The following is a 21,891-nucleotide window of genomic DNA, read 5'->3' on the forward strand; positions in this document are numbered from 1 at the left end:
TACGATACATGCGACATGATACTTTTATGTACAGACACAATCTCACGGATTAAGGCAATCGTGAAGCGATCCCATTCCTCAGGCGATATGCTGTTCAATAAGACATCTCTTGAGCGTGACGTATTCTTTGGCTTGTCACATGATGTGAGTAAAACTACATTCGTTCTTTTTCATTCAGGGCTATCACTTTCACTGAGTGATTTACAACTAATTTCCACGAATGATATTGATGTTCAAATCAGGCAAAGGAAAGCAATTCTGTGGGAAGGCCGTCTGCATGCCGGACAGCCTGTCCGCCTGAGGCTGGATGGTCTCTTTTTTGATTCTGAAGCTTTTGATCTTTTGAGCAAGCAGATGAAGCGATATGCTTTGCTAGATTTGGTCACAGCGGCAGTTGGTCAAGATCCTCGACCGCCTGTTTCTATGCCCATCCTTCAATTCGCTCGAAACTATGTACCTTTTGCGCATTATGACTCTTTCATCCCGACTGCCAATCTTACTGATGCTGGAGTTGAATTCCTGCAGGGGTGGAGCCATTTCGAAAAGTGGGGCGTTTGGAGTGAGGATAACTTTGCGACTCTTTTGATTCATACCGGCGAGGGATCAAAAGCTTATGAAGTCACATTCCGGCTGCACGGCTATAGCCCGCCAGAAAACCCGGTTCGTATGTTGCGGCTTACAGTGAATGGGCGTCCCTTAGGCGCGCTGAGGCTGTCGGGAGGAGTAGGACCTTCTGATTATCGTTTTATGTTCCGTACGCGCCCGGACGAGAAGTTCATTAATTTCGGATTTGAAATCGAGAATCCGGTATCACCCGCTGAGCTCGGACGTGGTTCCGACCCACGGCGCCTTGGTGTGGGACTCTCCGGGTTCAAACTGAGAAAACTTGCGGAGACGGTGAAATGAGTGTCTTGCTAAGTTTCGTAATCCCGGTCAAAGACGAGGAAAGCAGCCTCAAAGAACTCGCAGACCGGATCTTTGATGCCGTCCGGTCGTGCGGACCAGCATACCGTTCGGAACTGATCTTCGTTGACGACGGCAGCACGGACCGTAGCTGGGAGGTGATCCGGTCTATTTCCGGGCGCTATCCTGAGGCGGTGAAGGCGATCCGTTTCCGGCGCAATCTCGGCAAAGCGTTCGCATTGGAGGCGGGATTCCGGAAGTGTGATGGCGATGTCGTTTTCACGATGGATGCGGATCTGCAGGACGACCCCAAGGAAATTCCTCGTTTCCTCAAAAAACTCGAGGAAGGCTATGATCTAGTCTCCGGGTGGAAGAAAATCCGTCACGATCCTTTGTCGAAAACTCTGCCCTCCCGAGTGTTCAATGGTGTCATGGCGTGGGTCAGCGGGGTGAAGTTGCACGACTTCAATTGCGGCTTCAAGTGCTACCGCCGGGAGGTTGTGAACAACCTCCATCTTTACGGGGAGTTGCATCGATTCATCCCAGTGCTCGTCGCGGATCTCGGCTATCGCGTCGGTGAAATCGAGGTCGAACACCATCCACGGCTGTACGGCCGATCCAAGTATGGATGGGAGCGCTACATCCGGGGCTTCATTGATATGCTGACGGTGTTTGCAACCACGCGATGGATGGTCAAGCCTGGGCATCTGTTCGGAGGTGTCGGCATGGTGCTAGGCCTGATCGGTGGTCTCAGTTTGATATATCTCTTCATGGTGTGGCTATTTGGATCGCAGCCGATTGGAAAGCGTCCTTTGCTGGCCTTTGGTGTTCTCATGTCGCTCGCCTCCCTGCAAATGATCTCGCTGGGCGTGGTTGCCGAATTCCACATTAAGAGCTTTTCGATTGATCTGGATCGCTATGTGTCTGAACGGGTTGAAACACACCATCCATCAACAGGCTGTGCGACCACACAGGGAACAAAATGAGAATTGAAAACGGTGTAATTGTAGGAAGCAACGGGAAGTACGAGATCGGCAATCCTATTGCGCGGTATTTGATCTCCCGTTTTGATCGGGCGGTGCTGGAGAGTATCCGCGAATCATCACCGTCCTCGGTCCTCGAGGTCGGATGCGGTGAGGGGCATGTCACTGACCTGATCCTCAAGAGTGGTGTTTCGAGGTTGCTGGCCACCGATATTTCGGTGTCTTTGATCAAGGAAAACAGCATGCGATCGAACGATCCTCGGGTAACGTTCAAGGTGGCCGATCTCATGTCGCTGTCGGTCGAAGAACGATACGATCTCGTCGTATGCTGCGAGGTGCTCGAACATGTCGAGGATCCAGACCGCGCCCTGGATATCCTGCATGCGCTCGATGCCCGGGAGTACGTATTGAGCGTTCCGAGAGAGCCGATCTGGAGAATACTGAACATTTGCAGGGGGGCCTACCTCCGGGACCTCGGGAATAGTCCGGGGCACATCCATCACTTCTCGAGGCGTGCGTTCGTGAAGTTCGTTGAGCGTAGGTTCGTCGTGCAGTCCATCCGTTCCCCGGTGCCGTGGACGGTGCTCAGATGCCGCCCAAAGTGAACGCGTGTTCTTCCATGTTAGGAAGAACACGCAACCCGATCCTTTCTGCTGTCGGCTCCGCAAATTAGATGGCCTCGGCGTGACGGTGGTATGATCATTCCTGCGTTGTGACGTTGTTTCGGAGGCGGTCTCTGGTAGCATGGGTGAAACGCCACCAGAAAGAACCGGCAACTTTTCCCTAAAACTCCGCTGCGTGGACGATAATGCTTTGTCAGACCGCCCCCCGAACCAAACAGTTTTGGGACTGTCAAGGTGCGTGCTACATTGGGGGGAGGCACTCTCTTGGCTGTTGCAGGGGTTATTTTAGTCGTTTTTCGCCTGCGTGAATACGGCCCGGGAATTGATCTCGCCTGTTTCAGCGGACAGGTTATTCCAGGGCTGACTGTCTTAGTCTGCATATATAGTTTGTCCAACTTTATGCTCGCCTTTGCGTGGCGGCATCTCCTCTATGTGCGTGGAATCCATGCAACAGGCCAGTGGGCAGTCAGGGCTTTCGGTGTTTTCCAGCTCGCCAAATATGTCCCTGGAAACATCTTTCGCCTGGCGGGAAGGCAGGCGATGGAAATGCCAGACGCGATAAACGGTTGGGCGCTCGCCAGATCCACGATATGGGATCTTGGCTTGCTCGTTCTGGCCGGATCGAAATTCGGGGTTTTGGCCCTTCCTTTGATCGAACCCTCCTTTCAAGGGTCATGGGCCATGGGGGTTTTTGCCATCGTCGTCGGCACGGTCGGCCTGGGAATCGGGCGTTTTGTCGGAGCACCACCCCCGCGAGCATTCATCTTGTACGTCCGTTTCCTCCTCGTTTCATGCCTGCTTTTTGTCGCGCTTAAGGGGATCTTGACCCACGCGTGTGGCAGCCTTTGGGGCGCCCGCAGCGGTCGGGGTGCGGGAGATGGTCCTGATGTTCCTGTTAAAGGGCGTCGTGACAGAGGCGGATTTAGTTCTTGCCGTGGTTCTTGGCCGGGCAGTCATAACAGGCGAGAACGCCTTGTTTGGCGCGATGGCAACCTTATTCAATCCCAGACGATAGCGAACTGATACCGCTTGGGGAAACGGCCTGACTTTATTGGCATATTGATTGCGTCAACTCAATAAAGATTAATGGTCACGTAAAAAAATGACAACAGTATCTGTTTGTGAGCATTTTCAGGCAAGCAACACAGCCATAGGACAAAAGAACCATATTCCAGGAGGGCCACATGAAAAAAAGCATATTCACCATGTTCCAACGTGCCTTGGTCCTGAGCATACTCACCGTGGGAATTCACGCAGCATCGATAAATGCCCAGGAGATAGAAGATATTGCCGAATCCATCTCGCGGGCAGGCGCACGGTGGCAGGCTCGAGAAAACTCCATTTCCCGCCTGCACCCAGAGTCACGCCGAATGCTTTTGGGCGCGATACCGGAGACGGCCGGGCCCCTAGACGAGGAGCCTCTGACAGCGGCCCCAACCACAGCCCTTCCCCCGCAGTTTGACTGGCAGAATTACAATGGAGGGGATTACGTCACCGGCATCAGGAATCAAGGATTGTGCGGGTCATGCTGGGCCTTTGCCACGACCGCGGCCCTGGAATCCCAGGTTCTCATCAGCCAAAAACTGCCCGGCAAGGAGCTGGATCTTTCGGAACAGATCCTTATTTCCTGCTCCAATGCGGGCGATTGCTCGGGTGGATATGTGAGTCTAGCGTCCGATTTTTTGACGAATCCCGGAACGGCAAAAGAGGCGTGCTACCCCTACACTGCAACCAACGGCACATGTAGCAATGCCTGTGAGTTGTGGACCCACAGCGCTTATCACTTTTTAGATTGGGGATATACCAACAGCGGCGACTACGCTACCGTCTCGGAGATCAAAAACGGCATATATTTTTACGGCCCCTTGGTGGTCAGCATGGCGGTATATACTGATTTTTATTACTATGGTTCCGGTGTTTACTCCTATGTCTGGGGTTTCTTTGAAGGATATCACGCCATCCTGGTCATCGGATGGGACGATTCTCAAAGTGCTTTCATCTGCAAAAACAGCTGGGGCACCGACTGGGGAGAAAACGGGTACTTCAGGATCGCTTACAGTGAGCTCGTCTCACCGGTTCGTTTTGGATACTATACATACCATTACAAAGGCGCATCCGGCCCGCAGACAGTAGCGGAAGCGGTGGTTGTGATATCCGGGAACTTTGACGCAGATGCGGCTGAGGAGTTCGCCGTTGCCCAAAAGCTGATGGACTCCACGGTACTGATCACTTGGTACGATGACTCAACTCACGGCGGAGCACAGCTGGCCCAGACCACCACCGGTGGGGTGCGAGAAATGGCCTTTGCAGCGGGACGGTTCGATTCCGATCTGCAAGACGAACTAGCCATGGCATGCGTGCAGGCGGACGGTACCCTAGCCGTGATTCTTTTCGACTCCGACGGAAGGAGGATCGCAAAGGCAGTGGGCGGCGTTTGCTTCGATGTGAGCATTGCGACGGGACAATTCGACGGTGACGCTTTTGACGAGTTCGTGGTGAGCTTGCGCCAGTCGAATGGAACCCTTGCCGCCATCACCTTTGATCAAGACGGCAGGCGGCTGGGAAAAAGCGTGGGGGGCGCGTGTTCGGCCCCCAAGATCGCTTCGGGCAACTTCGATTCCGACGCTTCGGATGACGAATACGTGGTCGCTCTTCGCCAGTCCGACGGAACGCTCGCGGCCATCAGCTTTCAGGGAGACGGAACCCGGATCGGAAAAGGTGTGGGCGGCCGCTGTTCCGAAGTGTCCGTGGCGGCGGGGAACTTTCGCTCCGAGAACGACCCCAAACAAGAATACGTGGTATCGCTGCTTCAGTCCGACGGAACGCTTGCGGCCATCACCTTTTATGCGAGCGGAGAGAGGATCGCAAAAGGTGTGGGTGGCGTGTGCTCCCATCCCCAGGTGACTTCGGGAACCTTTGCGGGCACCACCCCCCTGGACGGCTATGCGGTGGCGCTCTTGCAGTGCGATGCCACACCTGCGGTGATTTTCTACGATGGTGAGGGCCATCGACTGGGTAAAGGTATGCAGTCTATGGTGGCGGCAAATGCTTCCGCAACAATGGCTGACGTGGATCGCGACGGCTACGACGAGGGTATCCTAGCATGGGTCGATGACTTTGGTCTCGCCCATTGGGCCGTTTTCGATGAAAACGGCTCTCTGATCATGACCGCCCCATAAAGAGGTTAGGCGAGGATTGGGGGCCAAGAGAGAACCATCCAGGGGCGGGCTGCAACCCGCCCCGCTCCATTCACCGCGAAGCTTCGATTGCCGATCGAAAAAGCAAGTACTTTGCCATCTCAGGAAATGTTACCGCTGTTACCAAAGGGTCCGTGAGAGATGCTCGTAGGGGTCTTCCCCTTTTGTTTTCTGACAAAAGTTCAGAGAAAAGGCGACCACCTGACCCAAGCCCCGGTCGGTTGTGTCGGGGCGTTTCATGAGCCTTGTCTTGATCATAAGTTTCATCGGGCTTCTACGGCTGAAAGCCGCGCCTGGATTTCCTTTTGATCATTTTTATCACCTGGCTGACAAGAGGTAACATAACGGAACGAAAAGGCATTCTGGGTTGGGTTGGGGCGTGTTTTATTGGGGAGTTCTGCTGGCGGCACCCTTTGGCCGGGCTGGGATGATGTCGAGAAGATTTCAAGAAGGCATTCGTGTCATTTTTCGGCCGATAATGGTCCACGCGTTTTCACCCGAGATGGTCCACATACTTTCTGCCGAAAGGGTCCAAGCTCGTAATGGTGCGATTCCTCTGAGTAAACCATGGTTTCCTCTCACCATCGGAAACAAGGAGGAGCCATGCGCAGGTGGGAGAAAACAACCATGGAGATTCGAGAGTTGCTAGGTAGGGTGCAAAAGCGACAAAGTAACCATGAGATTTCGCCGCAGATGAAGATCAACAGGAAAACGGTGGCCTGCTATCAAAGATGGGCCAAAGATCAAGGTCTTTTACAAGCGGCATTGCCATCGATCGGGGAGTTGACAGATGTGCTTGAAGACGGATGGAACCCTTCCACGCCGCCTTAGAACACATCCTCTGCAAAACCGTCCCGGGAGCTGGAGGTTGCGGCCGTCTATCAGCAGTTCATGGATAGGGGCCACCATGGGAGTTTGTCATCCGTTTATTGCTTCGTTCGGTCCCTTCAGCCCCGAGGCCCGCGGGCGACTGTGCGGGCGGAGACAGCGCCCGGAGAAGAGGCTCAGACGGTGACCCGTGCCTCGTGCCTTGAGGAAGCCCAGGCTGTTGGGCGTTTTACCCACAAGGTGGTGCAAAACTACCTGGACCATTGCCCTGAGGAGCGCAGCCACACCGCGGCTTGGCTTTTGTGGTTAGGCAGGGAACTGGGAGCCGGCGGCTGGAATCGGCGGGCTCGCGGGCCATCCATTAGGGGGATACATCCTACAACACGATCAAGCTGATTCCGCGAGAAGGCCTAGTGGACGTGCCGGTCGTCGTCCTGTGAGCGGCTCCCCCGCAAAGGCTTTCGCTCGCTCAGCCCAGGAACTCTTTGACCAAGGGTTGGAGGCCTTTCACGAAAAGGACACACGAGCTCATATCTTTGTTGAACCTAAATAGTCAGTTCCAATGAGACCGAATTGGAAAATGGCGCCAAAATGTGGTTTAATTAGTTAATTTCCCTTGAAAAGAGCCTATTTTCCATTATAACTTCTCTATTCAGATACTCCGGTAAACAGGCACCAAAAAAGTGAAAAACACTGTAGCCGATTCTGCCGTTCCTGAAGAGGAATTCAAGGGCAAGAACCTTACCCGGTTCGGAGGTCGCTGTCTCATACTGCGCTTTCTGGATAGCCTCAATGTCCCGGCCCGAATGTCGCCCGTCGGGGAGCAATAGCGAAGACAGATCGGTTATTCCGCTTCGGAAGTCTGCCTTTTGTGAGTTATCCAAAGACCGCTTCGAGCCCGTGGCATGTGCCATCTATGGTCCACATTGCGAACCCGTTTGAGTGGGCAAGTGCGTCTGACAACAAGCATGCTCAACGAAAAGGGCAGAGGATTCACATTCGGCATACGTCGGAGGCTGAACCCATCCATGTAGAGATTTACAACGCTCTTGGGCTGCCGACTCCTCCGCTCAAGAGCGTCGTGAGCGTTGACTGAAAAATCCGTCGTGGAAAAGAAAAAACAATACGCGATAAGAATAACGTACGCGAAAAAATGACAAACTTGGGTTATGTCTCGCATTTCGAGAGATCATAGACCTTTTGGGGAAGAGTTCCGATTTGATTTCTTGCCACTTTTTTAGTGCCAGCACCAGGGTGACTGACTGAGTGCCTTTTGGGGGATCTGGTGGTTATAGCGGCGGACATAGCGATAAAGGGTGCCCCTGAGCTCTTTTGAGGGCAGAAATCGAGTATGTGCGATTGACTCGTTACCCTCCCGCTGTATCACTCAATCATGCCTTGTTTTGGGGACGGCAAGGTTTTACGAGACGGTGCTGAGCACTCGTGTCTTTGCAGACCAGGCCGACAGGGTGTCTTCCCGTGGCCTGCGCTCAGTAATGACGTCGAAGGGTCCCGTGAACTCCTTGCGGTTGTCTGGCAAGTCTTTCGTGATCTTAAATGCAGCCTTTTCAAGAAATCTTTTGAGGAGAAAGGCCCGCAGTAATTTTTCCTGAAAAACAGAGCTTCGCCGGACCGCTTAGGGTGGGCCAACAGAAGTTTTTCTTGACTTTTCATGAGGGTTGAGCATTGTGCGGGTGCAAGACGTAAAGCAAAGGAGTCTCCATGGCCCAAAACAAGCACACCTATCGCGATTTGTTTTCAACGGTTTGGAGTGAGTGTCCGGCCTCCGGCGGGCCTTTTGACTGGATCTCCTTTTTCAGAGTCAGGGGCATGGCGCGATGAAGGTTTTGCGAGCCACTCATATGGAACGCTGCATCGGATGCTATTCGTGTGCCCTTGCGTGCGCGCGGCTTGTGCATCGCTGCCTTTCCTGGCAACATTCCGGCATTCGAATTCGCAGTGCCGGAGGGCTCAGCACAGGCTTTGACGCTCAGCTGTGTCTGGCATGCAACCCGGCTCCGTGCGTTGCAGTCTGCCCCACCGAAGCTTTTTCGCAACGACCGGGAGGCGGCGTCAAGGTGCAAAGGCATTTGTGTATTCGTTGTGGCGCCTGCGCCAAGGCCTGTCCCGTAGAAGCCGTTTGGCTGGATCCTGAAACCCAGGTGCCCATCGTGTGTATTCATTGCGGCCGATGTACGCCTTTCTGTCCTCATGAATGTTTGGAAATGTCTGAAGTGCCCGGTTCCTGACAAGGGAACAAGGATGCATTATGCCGTCTTCCTTTCGTGTCCTCGTGGTGGATTTACATACAGGCCGATCCAAACCTGTGGCATTCGGGACCGTCGACGAACACTTGGGCGGCAGCGGTCTTGCCGCCGCTCTTTTTGAAGCCTACGGAGACCCCAAAGCCCCGTGGGATGATCCGCAGCAGCCCTTGGTGTTCGCAATCGGCCCGCTCACAGGCTATTTGCCGCTCATGAGCAAAGTCGTGTTGGGTTTCAAATCGCCCTACCACGATCAATATGCGGAAAGCCATGCCGGTGGACGCCTGGCCCTGGCGTTGCGTTTTTCCGGATATGACGCCGTGGTGGTCAAGGGCATGGCGCCAAGACCAACCCTTTTGACCATCGGTTCACGGGAAATTCGCCTCCTGGACGCCCACTATCTTTGGGGCATGGACACCTTGGCCACAGGCAAGTGGGTGCGAAAAATTCATCCGGGTGAAAGCGGTCATCGAAGCATTCTACGCATCGGGCCGGCCGGAGAGAATTTGGTATCCTTTGCGGCCATCAATGTGGACACTTATCGCCATTTCGGCCGTCTAGGCGGAGGCGCGGCCATGGGGCGAAAAAGGCTCAAGGCCATGCTGGTCTGCGGAGAGAGAAGCCTTCCCGTCCCGGATCCCAAGGTTTATGCTTCATTTTTTAAGACTGTTTACCAGGAAGCCGTGCGATCCTCCGTGATGCGCAAGTACCACGATCTGGGAACCCCTGAAAACGTTCTTCCTTTGAACGCTCTTCAGGCGTTACCCTGGCGCAACCTTCAAGCCACTCAAGATTCCGGAGCCGAACACATCTCCGGTGAACGCTTTGCACAAGAGCTCCTTTTGCGGCAAACGGCATGCGCGGGATGTCCCGTAGGCTGCATTCATATCGGGCTTTTGCGGGAACGCTTCGGCGAGGAACACGAATACCTCTACCGCCAGGTTTCTTACGATCACGAACCCATCTTCGCCGCAGGATCCATGTTGGGGATTTCTTCCCCGGACCACGTCTTACGACTTTTGGAAACTATAGAACGCCTCGGTTTGGATGCCATCAGTGCGGGCGTCAGTTTGGCATGGGCCACGGAAGCTTTGGAAAAGGGAATCATCACCGAGAAGGATACCTTGGTCCCTCTTCGATTTGGGAACATGGAAGCTTACGAGCAGGCTCTGGCGCATCTGGGAGGTGGCGTCAATGATTTTTACCAAGCCTTAGGCCGAGGAACACTCCATGCCGCAAGACTTTACGGCGGCGAAGACTTTGCGTGCGTGCTCGGCCAAGAAATGGCCGGCTATGCCACCGGTGAAGTTTTCTTCGTTTCCCAAGCCTACGGTTTTCGCCATTCCCATCTGGACAGTGCCGGCTATACCTATGACCAAACCGTTCTCGAAAAAAGCATCGATCAAGCGGTATCCTTTCTTCTGGAAGAGGAAAGACGCCGAGTGCTTCTAACCTCCATGGTGGCGTGCTTGTTTGCGCGAAAACTTTACCCCGAAGAGCGCCTGCAAGAAGCCCTATCGCTTCTTGGCCACAGCGAAGCGGCAAAGAATCTTAAGGGCGTCACAAGGGCCGTGCAGTCCGCTCGATGGAAACTTCGATTTCGCACAGGTTTTAACCCCGATCAGGTCACCATCCCCAAAAGATTCTATGAAGTGACCACATGGAAAGGGCCCATAGACGGTTCCTTTATGGACGAGCTTGCCCGGGCTTACATAAACACCCTTCGACACCTGACCTCCGAAGCTTCCTGAAAGCCCGGTGAATTTTTGGCAACGCTTGGAATCCAAACCCTTGGCTTCCTTGTGTCTTTTCAAAACCATCCCCTACGGTTGCGGAAGAGGTTCCCCTTCGTAGTTTTCCACAGCGAGTCGAAGCTTTTCCGGAACCGGGACCGGCCGGCGCCCTCCTTTTTCCACAGCCACAGCCACAATGCGGCCTGTTGCGATCAAAGCGTCCGTATCGGCTTTGTAAATGGCGAAATGAAAGGTGAAACTGGTCCGCCCGATATGGGTTATGCGGGCGTAGACGTTCAACACATCGTCGAATCTGGCGCTTCCCTTATAGGTGCACTGCGTTTCCACATAAAAAAAGTCAAAACCATCCTCAAGCATGGCGTCATAACTGTAGCCGACGGCTTTGAGGTAGTCCGTAAGGCCTTGATCAAAGTAGACAAGATAATTGGAAAAAAAGACGTGCCCTTGGGCGTCTGTATCGGCGTAGCGCACCCGCACCGGCGTAAAGAATTTATATTTCTCACTCATGGACAGCTCCTTCGAAAGGTTGACGACGCACACCACCATCCATTCTCATTCCCAAGCAAACCGACTTTCCCTTCCGCACCTTTACCACAGGGCACTCTTTTATGTCGAATGCAATGGATTGCAACAACACGGTTCAAGGATCCAGTCTTCACAAGATGACTCTTCACGTAGCGTATGAAAAACGCATTCCATGATGCCCACAGCAACTTTTCCAGGAGCAACTTTTCCAGCCGAAAAGTGCATTTGGAATAGTCGCTTAAGGCTTACCCACCAGAACTTTGTCTTGACTTTTGGTGAGGGTTGGCCATTGTGTGCGCGTATGACTGACAGCAAAGGAGTCCGCCATGGCTCGAACCCTCCGTACCTATCGCGCTTTGTTTTCATCGGACTGGAGTGAGTGCTTGGCCCCTAGCGGGCCTTTTGACTGCATCTACTTCAACTACCCGGAACTTAAAGAGCCCTTGATCAAGGTGTTTCGCCAGTACACGTCCAACGTCATTTCCTTGGGGGAAGCCATTCGGCAAATCGAGGCTCTGATGCCGGGACCGCTTACAGAATCCATGATGGACGCCTATCTGGAAGCGTCTTACGAAACGTACCCTGGCGTCGCGGATTTCGTGCGCTGGTGTGAGGAAAACGACATTCTTTTCATGCTTAACACAACGGGGATGCGAGGCTACACCCAGCGAGTCCTGGCCAAGGGATGGCTTCCGCACATTCCAGCGCTGTCCGCCCATCCCTTTATCAGCTACCCGGAAGCTCCTACAGACCCCGAGATTTTCCTTCCTCTTTCGGAAATTCAAGATAAAGCCGCCAATTCCGCCAGCGTAGCCGAAAAGTACGGGATTTCCCCGGGTCGTCTGATCATCATGGGAGACAGCGGCGGAGACGGTCCCCATTTCGCCTGGGGAGCACGCATGAAGGCTTTGCTCATCGCAAGCCGCCCGAAACCCTCCCTGGAAAAATACTGCGCCGAAAGAAACATGCACATCCACCATCGCATCGGCACCGCCGACGAACCCTTTAAAGCCCATTTTATGGACATGGTCCCGTGGGTGGAAGCCTATCTGGCTGCCGCGGAATGAAATGGAATGAGTTTCGAGCCCAATGTGGGCAGCCTGTGACACATGGGTTGTCCAGGGTGGGCTCGGGACCCCAGGGCTTGCCTAGAACAGACGGAAAAGAAAGAAACAGGTGCCATGAGTGGCCGTGAGGCGCCGGCCACTCAGGAAAATTTAGGGGCGGACACATCGGTCCGCCCTTACAGGTAGACGCACGAGGGCGTCTCTGCAGGCGGTTCAGGTGATCTGGCCGCTAGATGACCCTGGAAGCTCTGAGACGCTCCAATTGAGACCGGCCCATCCCTAGAAGTCGGCCGTAAACGGCTTCGTTGTCGGCGCCCACGGGACGGCAAGCCCATTTGATTCTCGGCGGTGTGCCCGTCATTTTCCAGACCGGCCCCTGATAGGAAAGCTCCCCATAGACGGGATCCTGAACTTTACAAAAAACGCCTCGATCCCACCAGTTTTGTTCTTCAAACGTCTGAGAAGGTCGACACACCTTGCCGGTGACGACGGCGGCGGCTCGACCTTCCTTTCGGGCCGTCGCTTCGGCAACCTTTTCGATGACTTCATCTACCGTGTATTGACGACTCCACGATTCAAGGATCTCCTGAAGAGCCTCTTCGCTCTCGTAACTCGTCCTTTGCATAAAAGTGGAAAAACGAGGATCCTGAATCAGTTCCGGACGGCCGATAATTTCCATCAGGGTGGCGAAAGCTTCTTCATTGTAAGCGGCCATGAAGGTGTAGCCGTCTTTGCACTGGATAAAGGTGTAAGGAAAGACGGACGGATCGTAGTTCCCCAACCTTTCTTTAACCGCTCCTCCCAGATGGTACCACCCCAGGTTGTAGTCGATAAACTTCATAATGCATTCAGCCCCGGAAACATCCACCATTTGCCCCTTGCCGGACTGTTGTCGGTAAAGAAGAGCCGCCAGAATTCCGTAGGCGGCGAAAAGGCCTTCAGCATACCATCCATACCAACTGCCCGTTTTGGTGGGAACGGCATGAGGAGACTTTTGAGCATCTTCCGGTTCGCCGTTGATGTAAACGAGACCGGAATAAGCCTGGTTGGCGATTTCCGAAGCCTGGCGACCCTCACGGGCTTTGGGACCGAACTGGCCGTAAGTGTGAAGCGCTGCATAGATGAGCCGAGGCTGCAGTTCCCGAAGTTGGCGGTAACCGATCCCTAAAGAATCCAAAAAGCCGGGTTCAAAGGTTTCAATGACAACATCCACATGCCTGACCATCTTTTTGAATATTTCCCGGCCTTCTTCGTCTTCCAAATCCAGGGTGATGTGAAGCTTGTTTCGACCTTCCACCAGATACGCAAGACCTGTGTCCTGATGCCTAAGGCCGAAAGGGCTGAAATCTCGTGCCGGATCTCCTTCCGGAGGTTCCACTCGTACGACCCGAGCCCCCAGTTCCCCCAAAACGGATGAGGCCACCAAGCCGCCGAAACTCATGTAACTGAGATCCAAAACCAGCAAATCATCCAGCGCTTCCGGATGTTGTGTCGCCTGACGAGGGTCGGAATGTTCTTTGGCCCAATCGAACCAGTTCTTGGTGTTCTCGTTCATGGTCTGCCTTTCTCTTCCTTCCGGGGTCTCACTCAAAAAACACGTCCTGGTTGGCCGTCCCAGTCTTCGGGAGGTTTGGCGCCGATACGATCCGCCCACGTACCCACAATGCCTTCGTCCGCGAGCTCTCGAAGGGTGTCGGCATCCAAGCCCAAAAGGGTGCGAAAGACATGGTCGTTATGAAACCCGACGGGCTTGGCGATCCAGCGCATACGCCCTGGAGTTTCCGATAGTTTGGGTCCCGGTCCGTATTCCACGACAGGCCCGTACAGAGGATCTTCAAATTCCCAAACCGCTTTTCGAAACCTGAGATGCTGGTCTTCGTAGTGATCCCGCGCCGAAGCCACCCTCTGGGCGGAAAACCCGTGGCGTACCCCCAAATCTTCCACCTGGCGCACCGTCAAACCCGCCACCCACCGGGACAAGCGTTCATAGATTTTTTCCTGATTTTCGTTCTTAAGCCGCCCGGAAACCGTCTCAATCTCCTCGTCTTCCCAAAGATCCTGCGCCCCCATGGCCTCGCACAACCCTTGAAAAGACCCGTCATCCACAGCGGAAACAGCCACAAAACCATCTTTGGCTCGAAACACCCCCGAAGGCACCATGGCCACATCCACATTGCCCACACGACGTCTTTCTTTTCCAAAAAGACTCCACAATAACCAGGTCCAGTCCTGAATCCGAATCAGGCTCTCCCCCTGGGACACATCGATCATTTGACCTCGACCCGTTTTGTTGCGCGCGTACAGAGCCGCCAGTATGCCAAGAGTGGCAAACAAAGCGCCCGTATAATCGCCGATCCAGATCCCGATCTTGAGCGGAGGACGGCCTGGAAAGCCCGTAGTGGCCGAAAACCCGCTCATGGCCTGAGATGTCGCATCATAGGACGGCCGATCCCGATAGGCGCTCCATTGGCCGAACCCGCTGTTGGCTTGATAAATGAGCCGAGGATTGATTTCCCTCAGCTGCCGATACCCCACACCCCAACGGTCCATGATGCCGGGCCGAAAATTCTCCACCACCACGTCGGATCGTGCCGCAAGCTGCTTGAGAAGTTCCGCTCCCTTGGGCTTTCGAATGTCTATGGCCACATGATATTTGTTGTGGTTCATGTGCGTGAAAGCCGGCGAGATGTTTTTATAGAAAAAACCCCGTGGAGCCACGTAGCGCATGAGGTCCCCCACGCCGGGGAGTTCGATCTTGATCACCTCCGCCCCTAGATCCGCCAACAAATCGGCGGTCACAGGTCCAAACACCCGTGTGCACAACTCCAGGACACGAATCCCTTTGAGTGCTTCCGGCTTGCTGAATATAGCCTCGGGATCAAAAAGCTTTTCCGTCCAGTCGAAATAATCGCCCGTTTCCATCGCTCCGCTCCTTACCTACAGTATCCTTTTCCAGAACCGCCCTCACGGCTGATGACGCACCCACAGCAAAACCAGCTTTACCAGGAAAGGGGTTACCACGGCGGTGGCGATACCGTTGAGACAGATGGCCAAACCTCCCGCGGCCCCCTGCACTTCACCTTCTTCCACGGCACGAGCTGTTCCAATGCCGTGGGACGCCGCTCCCATAGCCAGCCCAAAAGCCACAGGTTGACGCACCCCACACAGGCGAAGAACTCCAGGACCGATCACGGCGCCGAGAATACCTGTGGCAATGACGATGGCTGCGGTCAGCGGAGGAATACCGCCGATTTTTTCAGCAATGCCCATGGCGATGGGCGTGGTGACCGATTTGGGAGCGATGGAAGCCACCACCGGAGCGGAAGCGCCTAGAAGAGCCGCCGTTCCTGCAGCACTCAGCACCCCCACCACAGCAGCGACTCCAAGAGATATCCCGATGGCCCGACCCCGCTTTCGAATTTCTTCCATCTGGAGATAAAGAGGCACTCCAAGAGCCACTACGGAGGGGCCTAGAAAGAAACTAATAATTTGACCCCCTTGAAAGTAGTCTTCATAGCGAAGACCCGTAAGCGTCAAAAAAGCCATAAGACCAAGTATGGCCAACAAAACAGGATTAAGCCAGAAATGCTTAAAACGAAGGTAAAGCCTTTGAGCCCCGTAAAAAGCTAAAAAGGTGATAAAGACGGAAAAAGCTTTTGACGTGAAAAAAGACATCAGGACCGCTCCATTTTCTGCATCACCCATCCGACCACTGCTAGCACCGCCAGGGTGCTCACCACGTAAGCCACCACCAGAGGAATCCATTCACGGGACAAAAGGTCCAGGTAAAGCAGAAGCCCAACACCCGGAGGCACAAAGAAAAAGGCCATGTTTTGCACCAAAAGGTCCGCGGCGGGTTTGACACTCCTAACATCCACCCACCCTCGACATAAGGACACGGTCAGGAGCACCATGCCGATGACGTTGCCGGGAATCGGCAGCCCAAAGATGAAACTCACCAAATCCCCCAAGACAAGAAAACCGAAAATGATACAAAGGCTTCGAACCATCATGGCATCATGGAGCTTTTCGCGATCGGAAAAAATCCAGCACAAACCCGATGTGACGCCTCATGGCGTTGAGGGCCTCTTCACTATCCCGGTGTCTGATGGCATCATAGATGGCCGTGTGTTGTTCCACGATTCGAGGCAGATTGGCGGGATCTTCGTAGAGTTTCTGTAAATTCATGCGAATGCCGAAAAAGAGAAAATCATAAAGGCTGCGCATGACCTTCACCTGGACCGGATTACGGCTGGCATAAGCTATAGCCATATGAAAGCTGATATCGGCTTCATGCCCCAAACCTCCGGCGGCGATATCCGCCTTCATAGCCTCCAGGCTGGAGCGAAGGTGTTCTATATCTCGGTCATCAGCCCGCGTGGCAGCCAAAGCCGCCGCCGTGCATTCCAAACCCATGCGCACTTCTAGAATATGTTCCAAGGTCACATCCTGGCCGTCCATAAAGGTGGCCATGGGATTTTCGTGCAGGGGATCCAAACTGCGCACAAAGGTGCCCTGGCCGTGACGCTGCTCCACCAAATTCATGACCATAAGTTGATTGATGGCTTCGCGCACCGTGGGACGGCTCACCTGAAGCTGGCGTGCCAGCTCCCGCTCCGACGGCAACCTCTCCCCGGGCTTCAAAAACCCACGGTAGATAAGCTCGGTGAGCTGCTGGGCCACTTCATCGGCGACACGCTTGGGTTTGATGGGTTTGACAGGAAGTGTCGTCACGGTCCCAAACTCTCCGCGTAAATCTCAATGGCATGCCGTATCTTCACGGCATCCCCGGCTTGACTGAAACGATCATGAAACTGAATCATGCATGCCGGACAGCCTGTGGCCAAAATGCGTGCTCCTGTCGCCGCCACCATGTCCCGTTTTCGAAGACCCACTCGAGTCGACAGATCGTAGTGTTCCAGACTGAAACTGCCGCCGAGACCACAGCACCAATCCGGCTGGGTCATTTCCACCAGCCGAAGGCCCGCATGGGATTTGAGAAGACGGCGAGGTTCTTCATAGACCCCCAGCGATTTTTTGAGATGGCAAGGGTCATGGTAGGTGACGGGAACAGCGTGCGGGCCCGGAGTGGCTTCCGGCGGGTTCAAGCCCAGACGGCGGATAAGGAATTCATGAATGTCCATGGTCTTTTCACTGAGGCTTCGCACGCGATCTCGAACAGGGAAGCCGTCTTCCGAGAAAAGCACAGGCCACACTTTGCGAATGGTGGAAGTGCAGGTGGCACAGGAGGTGAGCAGCACATCGAAACGATCCAAGGGGAACCGTTCCAGGTTATGACGCACGAGTTTCTTAAAGGCCGTTAAGTCCCCGGAAGAGGCTGCGGGAATGCCGCAACATGCCTGGTTGTCGGGAAAATAAACGCCCACTTCGTGCTTGCGAAGGACTTTCAGCGTGGCATGGGCGACGGAAGGAAAAATCTTGTCGATAAGACACCCTATGAAATAGGCCACTTTAATTCCTGAACCCCCTGGGGATGTGTCCATGGCGGGCAATTGGGCATGGAAGGGTTTTGGTGCCAAAGGCTTGATATGCCGCTCTCCCAGAAGTGGCGATGTGAACCGAGCACACGAGGTGCCTAGCACCTCATTGGCCGGTTTGGTGAATAGATCCTGAAATCGAGCCCCCCATTCGGTCAGCTTGTCGAAAAAGGACGGATTGGCCAGCATGCCACGCAGAATGAGTTTTTTGACAGGGGAAAGCCCCATGTAGCCCGCAAGAATGGCCCGCGCTTTCAGAAAAATATCCAACACCTTGACACCACTGGGACAATTGGCCGCACACGACCCGCAAAGCAAGCAGCGGTGAAGACGCTCGGAAACTCCCTTGGGATCACGAAACATTTCCTTGGAAAGACCTTCCAAGAGCGCCAGTTTTCCGCGCGCCACATCGGCTTCTCGGCCCGTTTCCGCATAAAGAGGGCAGACGGCCTGGCACATGCCGCAGCGCATGCACACCACCATCTGGTCTTCCAATTCCCGTACAAGCCGGGCCAGATCTTTCATGCCGGCCATCTTACGCCTCCCCGATCACCTTGCCGGGATTCAAAATGTTTTTGGGATCCAGAGCCCTCTTGATACGGCGGGAGTACTCCAGCGTCGCTCGCGTAGTTTCCTTTTCCATAAAAGGCGCTTTGGCCAACCCGATACCGTGTTCCCCGGACAACGTGCCACCTAGAGCCAAGGCTCGGTCAAAAATTTCTTCCACAGCCTTTTCCACGCGGTGCCATTCTTCGGAGTTGCGCCGATCCGTGAGAATGGTGGGATGCAAGTTTCCGTCCCCGGCATGCCCAAAGGTGCCTATGGTTAAATGGTACTTGGCGGCGATCTCCTGCACGGCCTGCACCATCTCGGGAATGCGGCTTCGAGGCACCGTGGCGTCTTCCAAAACCACCGTGGGTTTGAGCTTGGCCAGAGCCGATAAAGCCGCTCGACGGGCTTCCCAGACCTTGTCACGTTCCTGAGCCGTTTCCGCCACGCGAAGTCTTTGAGCTCCCAGCTTTCGACAAATGGCTTCCACCTTGGCGGCGTCTTCTTCCACCTGAGCTGGATGGCCATCCACTTCTATGAGAAGCAAAGCGGCGGCTTCCGTGGGAAGGCCGGCTCGAGAAAAGGATTCTACGGCGCGAATGGTGAAATTGTCGAGAAATTCGAGAGTTGCCGGAACAATCTTTTCGGCGATGATGGCTGCCACTGTTTGGGATGCGCCAAGCACGTGATCGAAGACGGCCATCATGGATTTTCGGTGCTGAGGCTGAGGGATGAGCTTAAGAATGATCTTGTAGATGACCCCTAACGTGCCTTCGGAACCCACAAGAAGGGAAGCCAGGTTATAGCCGGTGACACATTTGACGGTGCGAGAACCCGTTTTCACCACATCGCCGTTTACGTCAAAAAATTCCAAGCCCATGACATAGTCTCGCGTCACCCCGTATTTTAGGCCCCGCAGCCCGCCGGCATTTTCCGCCACGTTCCCTCCCAAAGTGGACACCGCCTGGCTTCCAGGATCAGGAGGGTAAAAAAGGCCGCGGGCTTCCACAGCCGCAGCGAACTTGGCCGTAATAACCCCGGGTTCCACCACGGCGTATAAATCTTCCACGTTGATTTCCAAAATACGGTTCAAGGCATTGGTCAAGACAACCACACCATGGGCTTTGGGAATGGTCCCCCCGCTCAGATTGGTTCCAGCTCCACGAACCGTTATGGGAACAGCATTCTCGTTACAGAGTCCAACAACGCGTCCTAAAGCTTCCGGTGTTGAGGGCCTCACCACCGCAGCCGGCATCACAGGATCCAACACTGCCGCATCATAGGCGTACACCGCCCGATCGGCTTCGTCCGTGAACACGTTGTCCTTGCCCACCACTTCTTCAAGAGCCTTCAGGAAATGGGTCGCCGTCATGGGTTCCTCCATGGATACGCTCGCCCCGGCCGGGAGCGAACCTGTGAAAACAACGTGAAGCCTCCGCTACCCAGGTCCTGGAACGGGGAGGGATGGCAAATGGTATAGCCACATGACATAGAGACCAGAAAGGTGGCGGTGGCGGCCTTGTCGCCCTGGAGCCTAGCAGTGTCCTTTGAGGTTTGCAAGACTTTTGTGAAAATTTTTCTTGACACTCCAGGGAGCCTGTGCAAAGTGTGTGGTCAAGCCATCAGCCGGATTGGCACCCTTGGTAGGTGATGCGTGTCAGCGTGGGCTCCGGTTCTTGCTCTGGGGATATGAAAGAAAAATCTTCAAAACCCTTTCTTTCTTCCCCGCCGCTCTTGCTCGCACTCCCGCCGCGCTCAGCGGACGCGTCGACCGTGAAAAAAAAACGTGAAAGGGGGGTGGGAGTCTCAATCAGCGGCTCTGGGTTTGGAATCTGTGTCAAGGTCTGGAACAGAAGGTGAACCGTCCAAAGAGGTAACAGCTGTCCACGAAGTCAATTCCTGCAGCGGAATGGAGCAAAGGAGAAAGGGCAATGAAGCGCTGGGCAAGTGTGACAATGGTGTGTGTCTTGGCGGTTTTTTTGGCACTGGGAACGGCTCTGGCAGCCAAGGAACAACGCGGCAAGTTCGCGGAAGATCCGCGGCACGAAACGGCCAAAAAGGTTGACTTCAAACCTTCCGACAAGACCTATCGCTGGAAGATGGTGATGCCTTGGACCAAGGGCCTCTTGTTCTACGACATCGCCCAACATTTTGCCGACAGTGTCCGTTTGGCGTCGGCAGGGCGTTTGGATATCAAGGTTTTTTCCGCCGACGAATTGGTCCCGGCTATGCAAACCTTTGATGCCGTGGCTCAAGGCACCGCCGAAGTAGGCCATGACTGGCCCGGTTACTGGAAGGGCAAAAACGAAGCCTTTGTCGCCTTCGCCTCCGTGCCTTTTGGGCTGGATGCGGAAGGCTACAACATCTGGCTCTATGAAAAGGGCGGCTTGGAAATGATGCAGGAACTTTACGGCCGTTTCGGACTGCATGCGCTGCCCTGCGGGCAAGTGGGTCAGGAAATGGGCCTATTCTCCAACAAGCGCGCCACGAAAATGGAGGATTTCAAGGGACTGCGCGTGCGAACACCCGGCTGGTATATGGACATTATGAATATGCTGGGGGCTTCCGTGAGCCCGCTTCCCGGAGGGGAAGTGTACCTGGCTTTGGAGCGTGGAGTCATCGATGCCGCCGAATTCTCTTCTCCGGCCATCAACTATCCCATGGGTTTTGATGAAGTGACCAAATATTCCATTCAGCCGGGCGTCCATCAGCCTGGTTGCCAGTGCGCCGTATTCTTCAACAAGAAGGCCTGGGATGAGCTCCCGCCGGATCTCAAATGGATCGTCCAAATCGCCGCCATGGAAACCCAGCTCTGGAGCTACAACTGGGTCAACGCTTTAAACGCCAAGGCCATTCAAGAATTCAAGAAACGCATCGAATTTGTCCGCATGGATACAGACGCCCTCATTCAATTCCGCAAGACCACGAAGCAGTACCTGGATTCCTTGAAAGAAAAATACCCGGACGTGAAAAAGGTTCTGGACTCCCAGGAAGCTTTTCTCGAGGAATACGCCGTGTGGCGTGACGCTCGAAGCGGCGTGGCTCCTTGGCCATACGAAATCTATATTTCCGGGCGAGTGACCGAATAGGATCCCTCGATCTTCAAACCGTACAATGAGCAAGGGTTCCGGCGATTCCGCAAAGGGTCGTCGGAACCTTCCGTGGAGATATCTATTATGGCCAATCCGTTCAGCACCCTTGTGGATGGTTTTGTCGACCGGCAAGGTCGCCTGTGCGCCCTCTTGATTCTTCCCCTGTGTGGGGTTGTCATCTATGAAGTCATCATGCGCTATGTTTTGAATGCTCCCACCATCTGGGGCTTTGAAATGACCACCTTCCTTTACGGAGTCCATTACATGCTGGGGCTAGCCTACACCGAGCTGCACAACGGTCACGTAAAGGTGGATATCTTCACCGCCCGCATCAAGAAGAGGCCCGCCACCATTCTTTCTATCGTCACGAGTCTCGTGATCTTTATCCCCGTCTTCACCCTGCTCACTTACTGGACGTGGATCTTCGCCATCAATTCCGCAAAAATGATGGAAAAGAACCCGACCAGTTGGGCTCCATCCATCTGGCCGATCAAGATTCTCATGGCCTTCAGCTTTACTCTTCTATTGCTTCAAGGCCTGTCCAAATTGTTCCACGATTTGGCATCTCTTAAAGATCGTTCCTAACCCCAGTGTCGAGGTGACGTCCC

The 21,891-nt window shown here is 54.3% G+C and carries 19 protein-coding genes; 11 read left to right on the forward strand and 8 right to left on the reverse strand.

Annotated elements, in window-relative coordinates:
- The 8 genes from WHS46_10950 to WHS46_10985 form a co-directional block, all read left to right on the forward strand.
- A partial coding sequence (locus WHS46_10950) for a hypothetical protein (GenBank protein MEJ5349190.1) occupies nucleotides 1–906 on the forward strand: 906 nt, incomplete at its 5' end.
- Nucleotides 903–1,889 carry a glycosyltransferase family 2 protein gene (locus WHS46_10955; protein MEJ5349191.1) on the forward strand — a complete coding sequence of 329 codons (987 nt, stop codon included), beginning with the start codon at nucleotides 903–905 and terminating at the stop codon, nucleotides 1,887–1,889. The genes WHS46_10950 and WHS46_10955, both read left to right, overlap by 4 nt.
- Nucleotides 1,886–2,491: a class I SAM-dependent methyltransferase gene (locus WHS46_10960; protein MEJ5349192.1), complete on the forward strand. Its 606-nt coding sequence runs from the start codon at nucleotides 1,886–1,888 to the stop codon at nucleotides 2,489–2,491. Before WHS46_10955 ends, WHS46_10960 begins: the two co-directional genes overlap by 4 nt.
- A gap of 282 nt (nucleotides 2,492–2,773) precedes the next feature.
- Nucleotides 2,774–3,532, forward strand: a complete 759-nt coding sequence (locus WHS46_10965; protein ID MEJ5349193.1) for a hypothetical protein — start codon at nucleotides 2,774–2,776, stop codon at nucleotides 3,530–3,532.
- Between the two features lie 161 nt (nucleotides 3,533–3,693).
- Nucleotides 3,694–5,688 carry a C1 family peptidase gene (locus WHS46_10970; GenBank protein ID MEJ5349194.1) on the forward strand — a complete coding sequence of 665 codons (1,995 nt, stop codon included), beginning with the start codon at nucleotides 3,694–3,696 and terminating at the stop codon, nucleotides 5,686–5,688.
- 621 nt (nucleotides 5,689–6,309) lie between these two features.
- Nucleotides 6,310–6,537: a hypothetical protein gene (locus WHS46_10975; protein ID MEJ5349195.1), complete on the forward strand. Its 228-nt coding sequence runs from the start codon at nucleotides 6,310–6,312 to the stop codon at nucleotides 6,535–6,537.
- 1,835 nt (nucleotides 6,538–8,372) lie between these two features.
- A complete protein-coding gene (locus WHS46_10980) occupies nucleotides 8,373–8,783 on the forward strand; it encodes a 4Fe-4S binding protein (protein ID MEJ5349196.1) in 411 nt (136 codons plus the stop codon).
- A 20-nt stretch (nucleotides 8,784–8,803) separates the two neighbouring features.
- Complete coding sequence (locus WHS46_10985) at nucleotides 8,804–10,549, forward strand: aldehyde ferredoxin oxidoreductase N-terminal domain-containing protein (GenBank protein MEJ5349197.1); 1,746 nt, start codon at nucleotides 8,804–8,806, stop codon at nucleotides 10,547–10,549.
- 72 nt (nucleotides 10,550–10,621) lie between these two features.
- Here WHS46_10985 and WHS46_10990 read toward each other — a convergent pair whose 3' ends face one another.
- Complete coding sequence (locus WHS46_10990; protein ID MEJ5349198.1) at nucleotides 10,622–11,059, reverse strand: thioesterase family protein; 438 nt, start codon at nucleotides 11,057–11,059, stop codon at nucleotides 10,622–10,624.
- 344 nt (nucleotides 11,060–11,403) lie between these two features.
- Between WHS46_10990 and WHS46_10995 the strand changes: the two genes are divergently transcribed.
- A complete protein-coding gene (locus tag WHS46_10995) occupies nucleotides 11,404–12,144 on the forward strand; it encodes a hypothetical protein (GenBank protein MEJ5349199.1) in 741 nt (246 codons plus the stop codon).
- Between the two features lie 229 nt (nucleotides 12,145–12,373).
- On the opposite strand, the gene WHS46_11000 is transcribed toward WHS46_10995, so the two are convergent.
- From WHS46_11000 to WHS46_11030, 7 genes are read right to left on the reverse strand one after another with little or no spacing between them, the layout of a single operon-like run.
- On the reverse strand, nucleotides 12,374–13,699 hold the full coding sequence (locus WHS46_11000; protein MEJ5349200.1) for a CoA transferase: 1,326 nt from the start codon (nucleotides 13,697–13,699) through the stop codon (nucleotides 12,374–12,376).
- 32 nt (nucleotides 13,700–13,731) lie between these two features.
- Nucleotides 13,732–15,066, reverse strand: coding sequence for a CoA transferase (locus tag WHS46_11005; GenBank protein ID MEJ5349201.1), 1,335 nt, complete (start codon nucleotides 15,064–15,066; stop codon nucleotides 13,732–13,734).
- A gap of 42 nt (nucleotides 15,067–15,108) precedes the next feature.
- Complete coding sequence (locus WHS46_11010) at nucleotides 15,109–15,819, reverse strand: LrgB family protein (GenBank protein MEJ5349202.1); 711 nt, start codon at nucleotides 15,817–15,819, stop codon at nucleotides 15,109–15,111.
- Nucleotides 15,819–16,199 (reverse strand): CidA/LrgA family protein, encoded by a 381-nt coding sequence (locus tag WHS46_11015; GenBank protein MEJ5349203.1) that lies wholly within the window; start codon nucleotides 16,197–16,199, stop codon nucleotides 15,819–15,821. Before WHS46_11015 ends, WHS46_11010 begins: the two co-directional genes overlap by 1 nt.
- A complete protein-coding gene (locus tag WHS46_11020; protein MEJ5349204.1) occupies nucleotides 16,162–16,878 on the reverse strand; it encodes a FadR/GntR family transcriptional regulator in 717 nt (238 codons plus the stop codon). The genes WHS46_11015 and WHS46_11020 overlap by 38 nt, the downstream gene beginning before the upstream one ends.
- Nucleotides 16,875–18,176, reverse strand: coding sequence for a (Fe-S)-binding protein (locus tag WHS46_11025; GenBank protein ID MEJ5349205.1), 1,302 nt, complete (start codon nucleotides 18,174–18,176; stop codon nucleotides 16,875–16,877). The genes WHS46_11020 and WHS46_11025 overlap by 4 nt, the downstream gene beginning before the upstream one ends.
- A gap of 1 nt (nucleotide 18,177) precedes the next feature.
- Nucleotides 18,178–19,563: an FAD-linked oxidase C-terminal domain-containing protein gene (locus tag WHS46_11030; GenBank protein MEJ5349206.1), complete on the reverse strand. Its 1,386-nt coding sequence runs from the start codon at nucleotides 19,561–19,563 to the stop codon at nucleotides 18,178–18,180.
- 559 nt (nucleotides 19,564–20,122) lie between these two features.
- Between WHS46_11030 and dctP the strand changes: the two genes are divergently transcribed.
- Nucleotides 20,123–21,280 (forward strand): TRAP transporter substrate-binding protein DctP, encoded by a 1,158-nt coding sequence (gene dctP, locus WHS46_11035; protein ID MEJ5349207.1) that lies wholly within the window; start codon nucleotides 20,123–20,125, stop codon nucleotides 21,278–21,280.
- A gap of 72 nt (nucleotides 21,281–21,352) precedes the next feature.
- Nucleotides 21,353–21,868: a TRAP transporter small permease subunit gene (locus tag WHS46_11040; GenBank protein ID MEJ5349208.1), complete on the forward strand. Its 516-nt coding sequence runs from the start codon at nucleotides 21,353–21,355 to the stop codon at nucleotides 21,866–21,868.
- Nucleotides 21,869–21,891 lie beyond the last annotated feature (23 nt).

The sequence above is a fragment of the Desulfosoma sp. genome (assembly GCA_037481875.1).
Taxonomy (GTDB): domain Bacteria; phylum Desulfobacterota; class Syntrophobacteria; order Syntrophobacterales; family DSM-9756; genus Desulfosoma.

Excerpts from the sequence above, each read along its gene's own strand:
- WHS46_10955 (MEJ5349191.1), top strand. The coding sequence starts at position 903 with ATGAGTGTCTTGCTAAGTTTCGTAATCCCGGTCAAAGACGAGGAAAGC.
- WHS46_10960 (MEJ5349192.1), top strand. The coding sequence starts at position 1,886 with ATGAGAATTGAAAACGGTGTAATTGTAGGAAGCAACGGGAAGTACGAG.
- WHS46_10970 (MEJ5349194.1), top strand. The coding sequence starts at position 3,694 with ATGAAAAAAAGCATATTCACCATGTTCCAACGTGCCTTGGTCCTGAGC.
- WHS46_10975 (MEJ5349195.1), top strand. The coding sequence starts at position 6,310 with ATGCGCAGGTGGGAGAAAACAACCATGGAGATTCGAGAGTTGCTAGGT.
- WHS46_10980 (MEJ5349196.1), top strand. The coding sequence starts at position 8,373 with ATGAAGGTTTTGCGAGCCACTCATATGGAACGCTGCATCGGATGCTAT.
- WHS46_10985 (MEJ5349197.1), top strand. The coding sequence starts at position 8,804 with ATGCCGTCTTCCTTTCGTGTCCTCGTGGTGGATTTACATACAGGCCGA.
- WHS46_10990 (MEJ5349198.1), bottom strand. The coding sequence starts at position 11,059 with ATGAGTGAGAAATATAAATTCTTTACGCCGGTGCGGGTGCGCTACGCC.
- WHS46_10995 (MEJ5349199.1), top strand. The coding sequence starts at position 11,404 with ATGGCTCGAACCCTCCGTACCTATCGCGCTTTGTTTTCATCGGACTGG.
- WHS46_11000 (MEJ5349200.1), bottom strand. The coding sequence starts at position 13,699 with ATGAACGAGAACACCAAGAACTGGTTCGATTGGGCCAAAGAACATTCC.
- WHS46_11005 (MEJ5349201.1), bottom strand. The coding sequence starts at position 15,066 with ATGGAAACGGGCGATTATTTCGACTGGACGGAAAAGCTTTTTGATCCC.
- WHS46_11010 (MEJ5349202.1), bottom strand. The coding sequence starts at position 15,819 with ATGTCTTTTTTCACGTCAAAAGCTTTTTCCGTCTTTATCACCTTTTTA.
- WHS46_11025 (MEJ5349205.1), bottom strand. The coding sequence starts at position 18,176 with ATGGCCGGCATGAAAGATCTGGCCCGGCTTGTACGGGAATTGGAAGAC.
- WHS46_11030 (MEJ5349206.1), bottom strand. The coding sequence starts at position 19,563 with ATGACGGCGACCCATTTCCTGAAGGCTCTTGAAGAAGTGGTGGGCAAG.
- dctP (MEJ5349207.1), top strand. The coding sequence starts at position 20,123 with ATGAAGCGCTGGGCAAGTGTGACAATGGTGTGTGTCTTGGCGGTTTTT.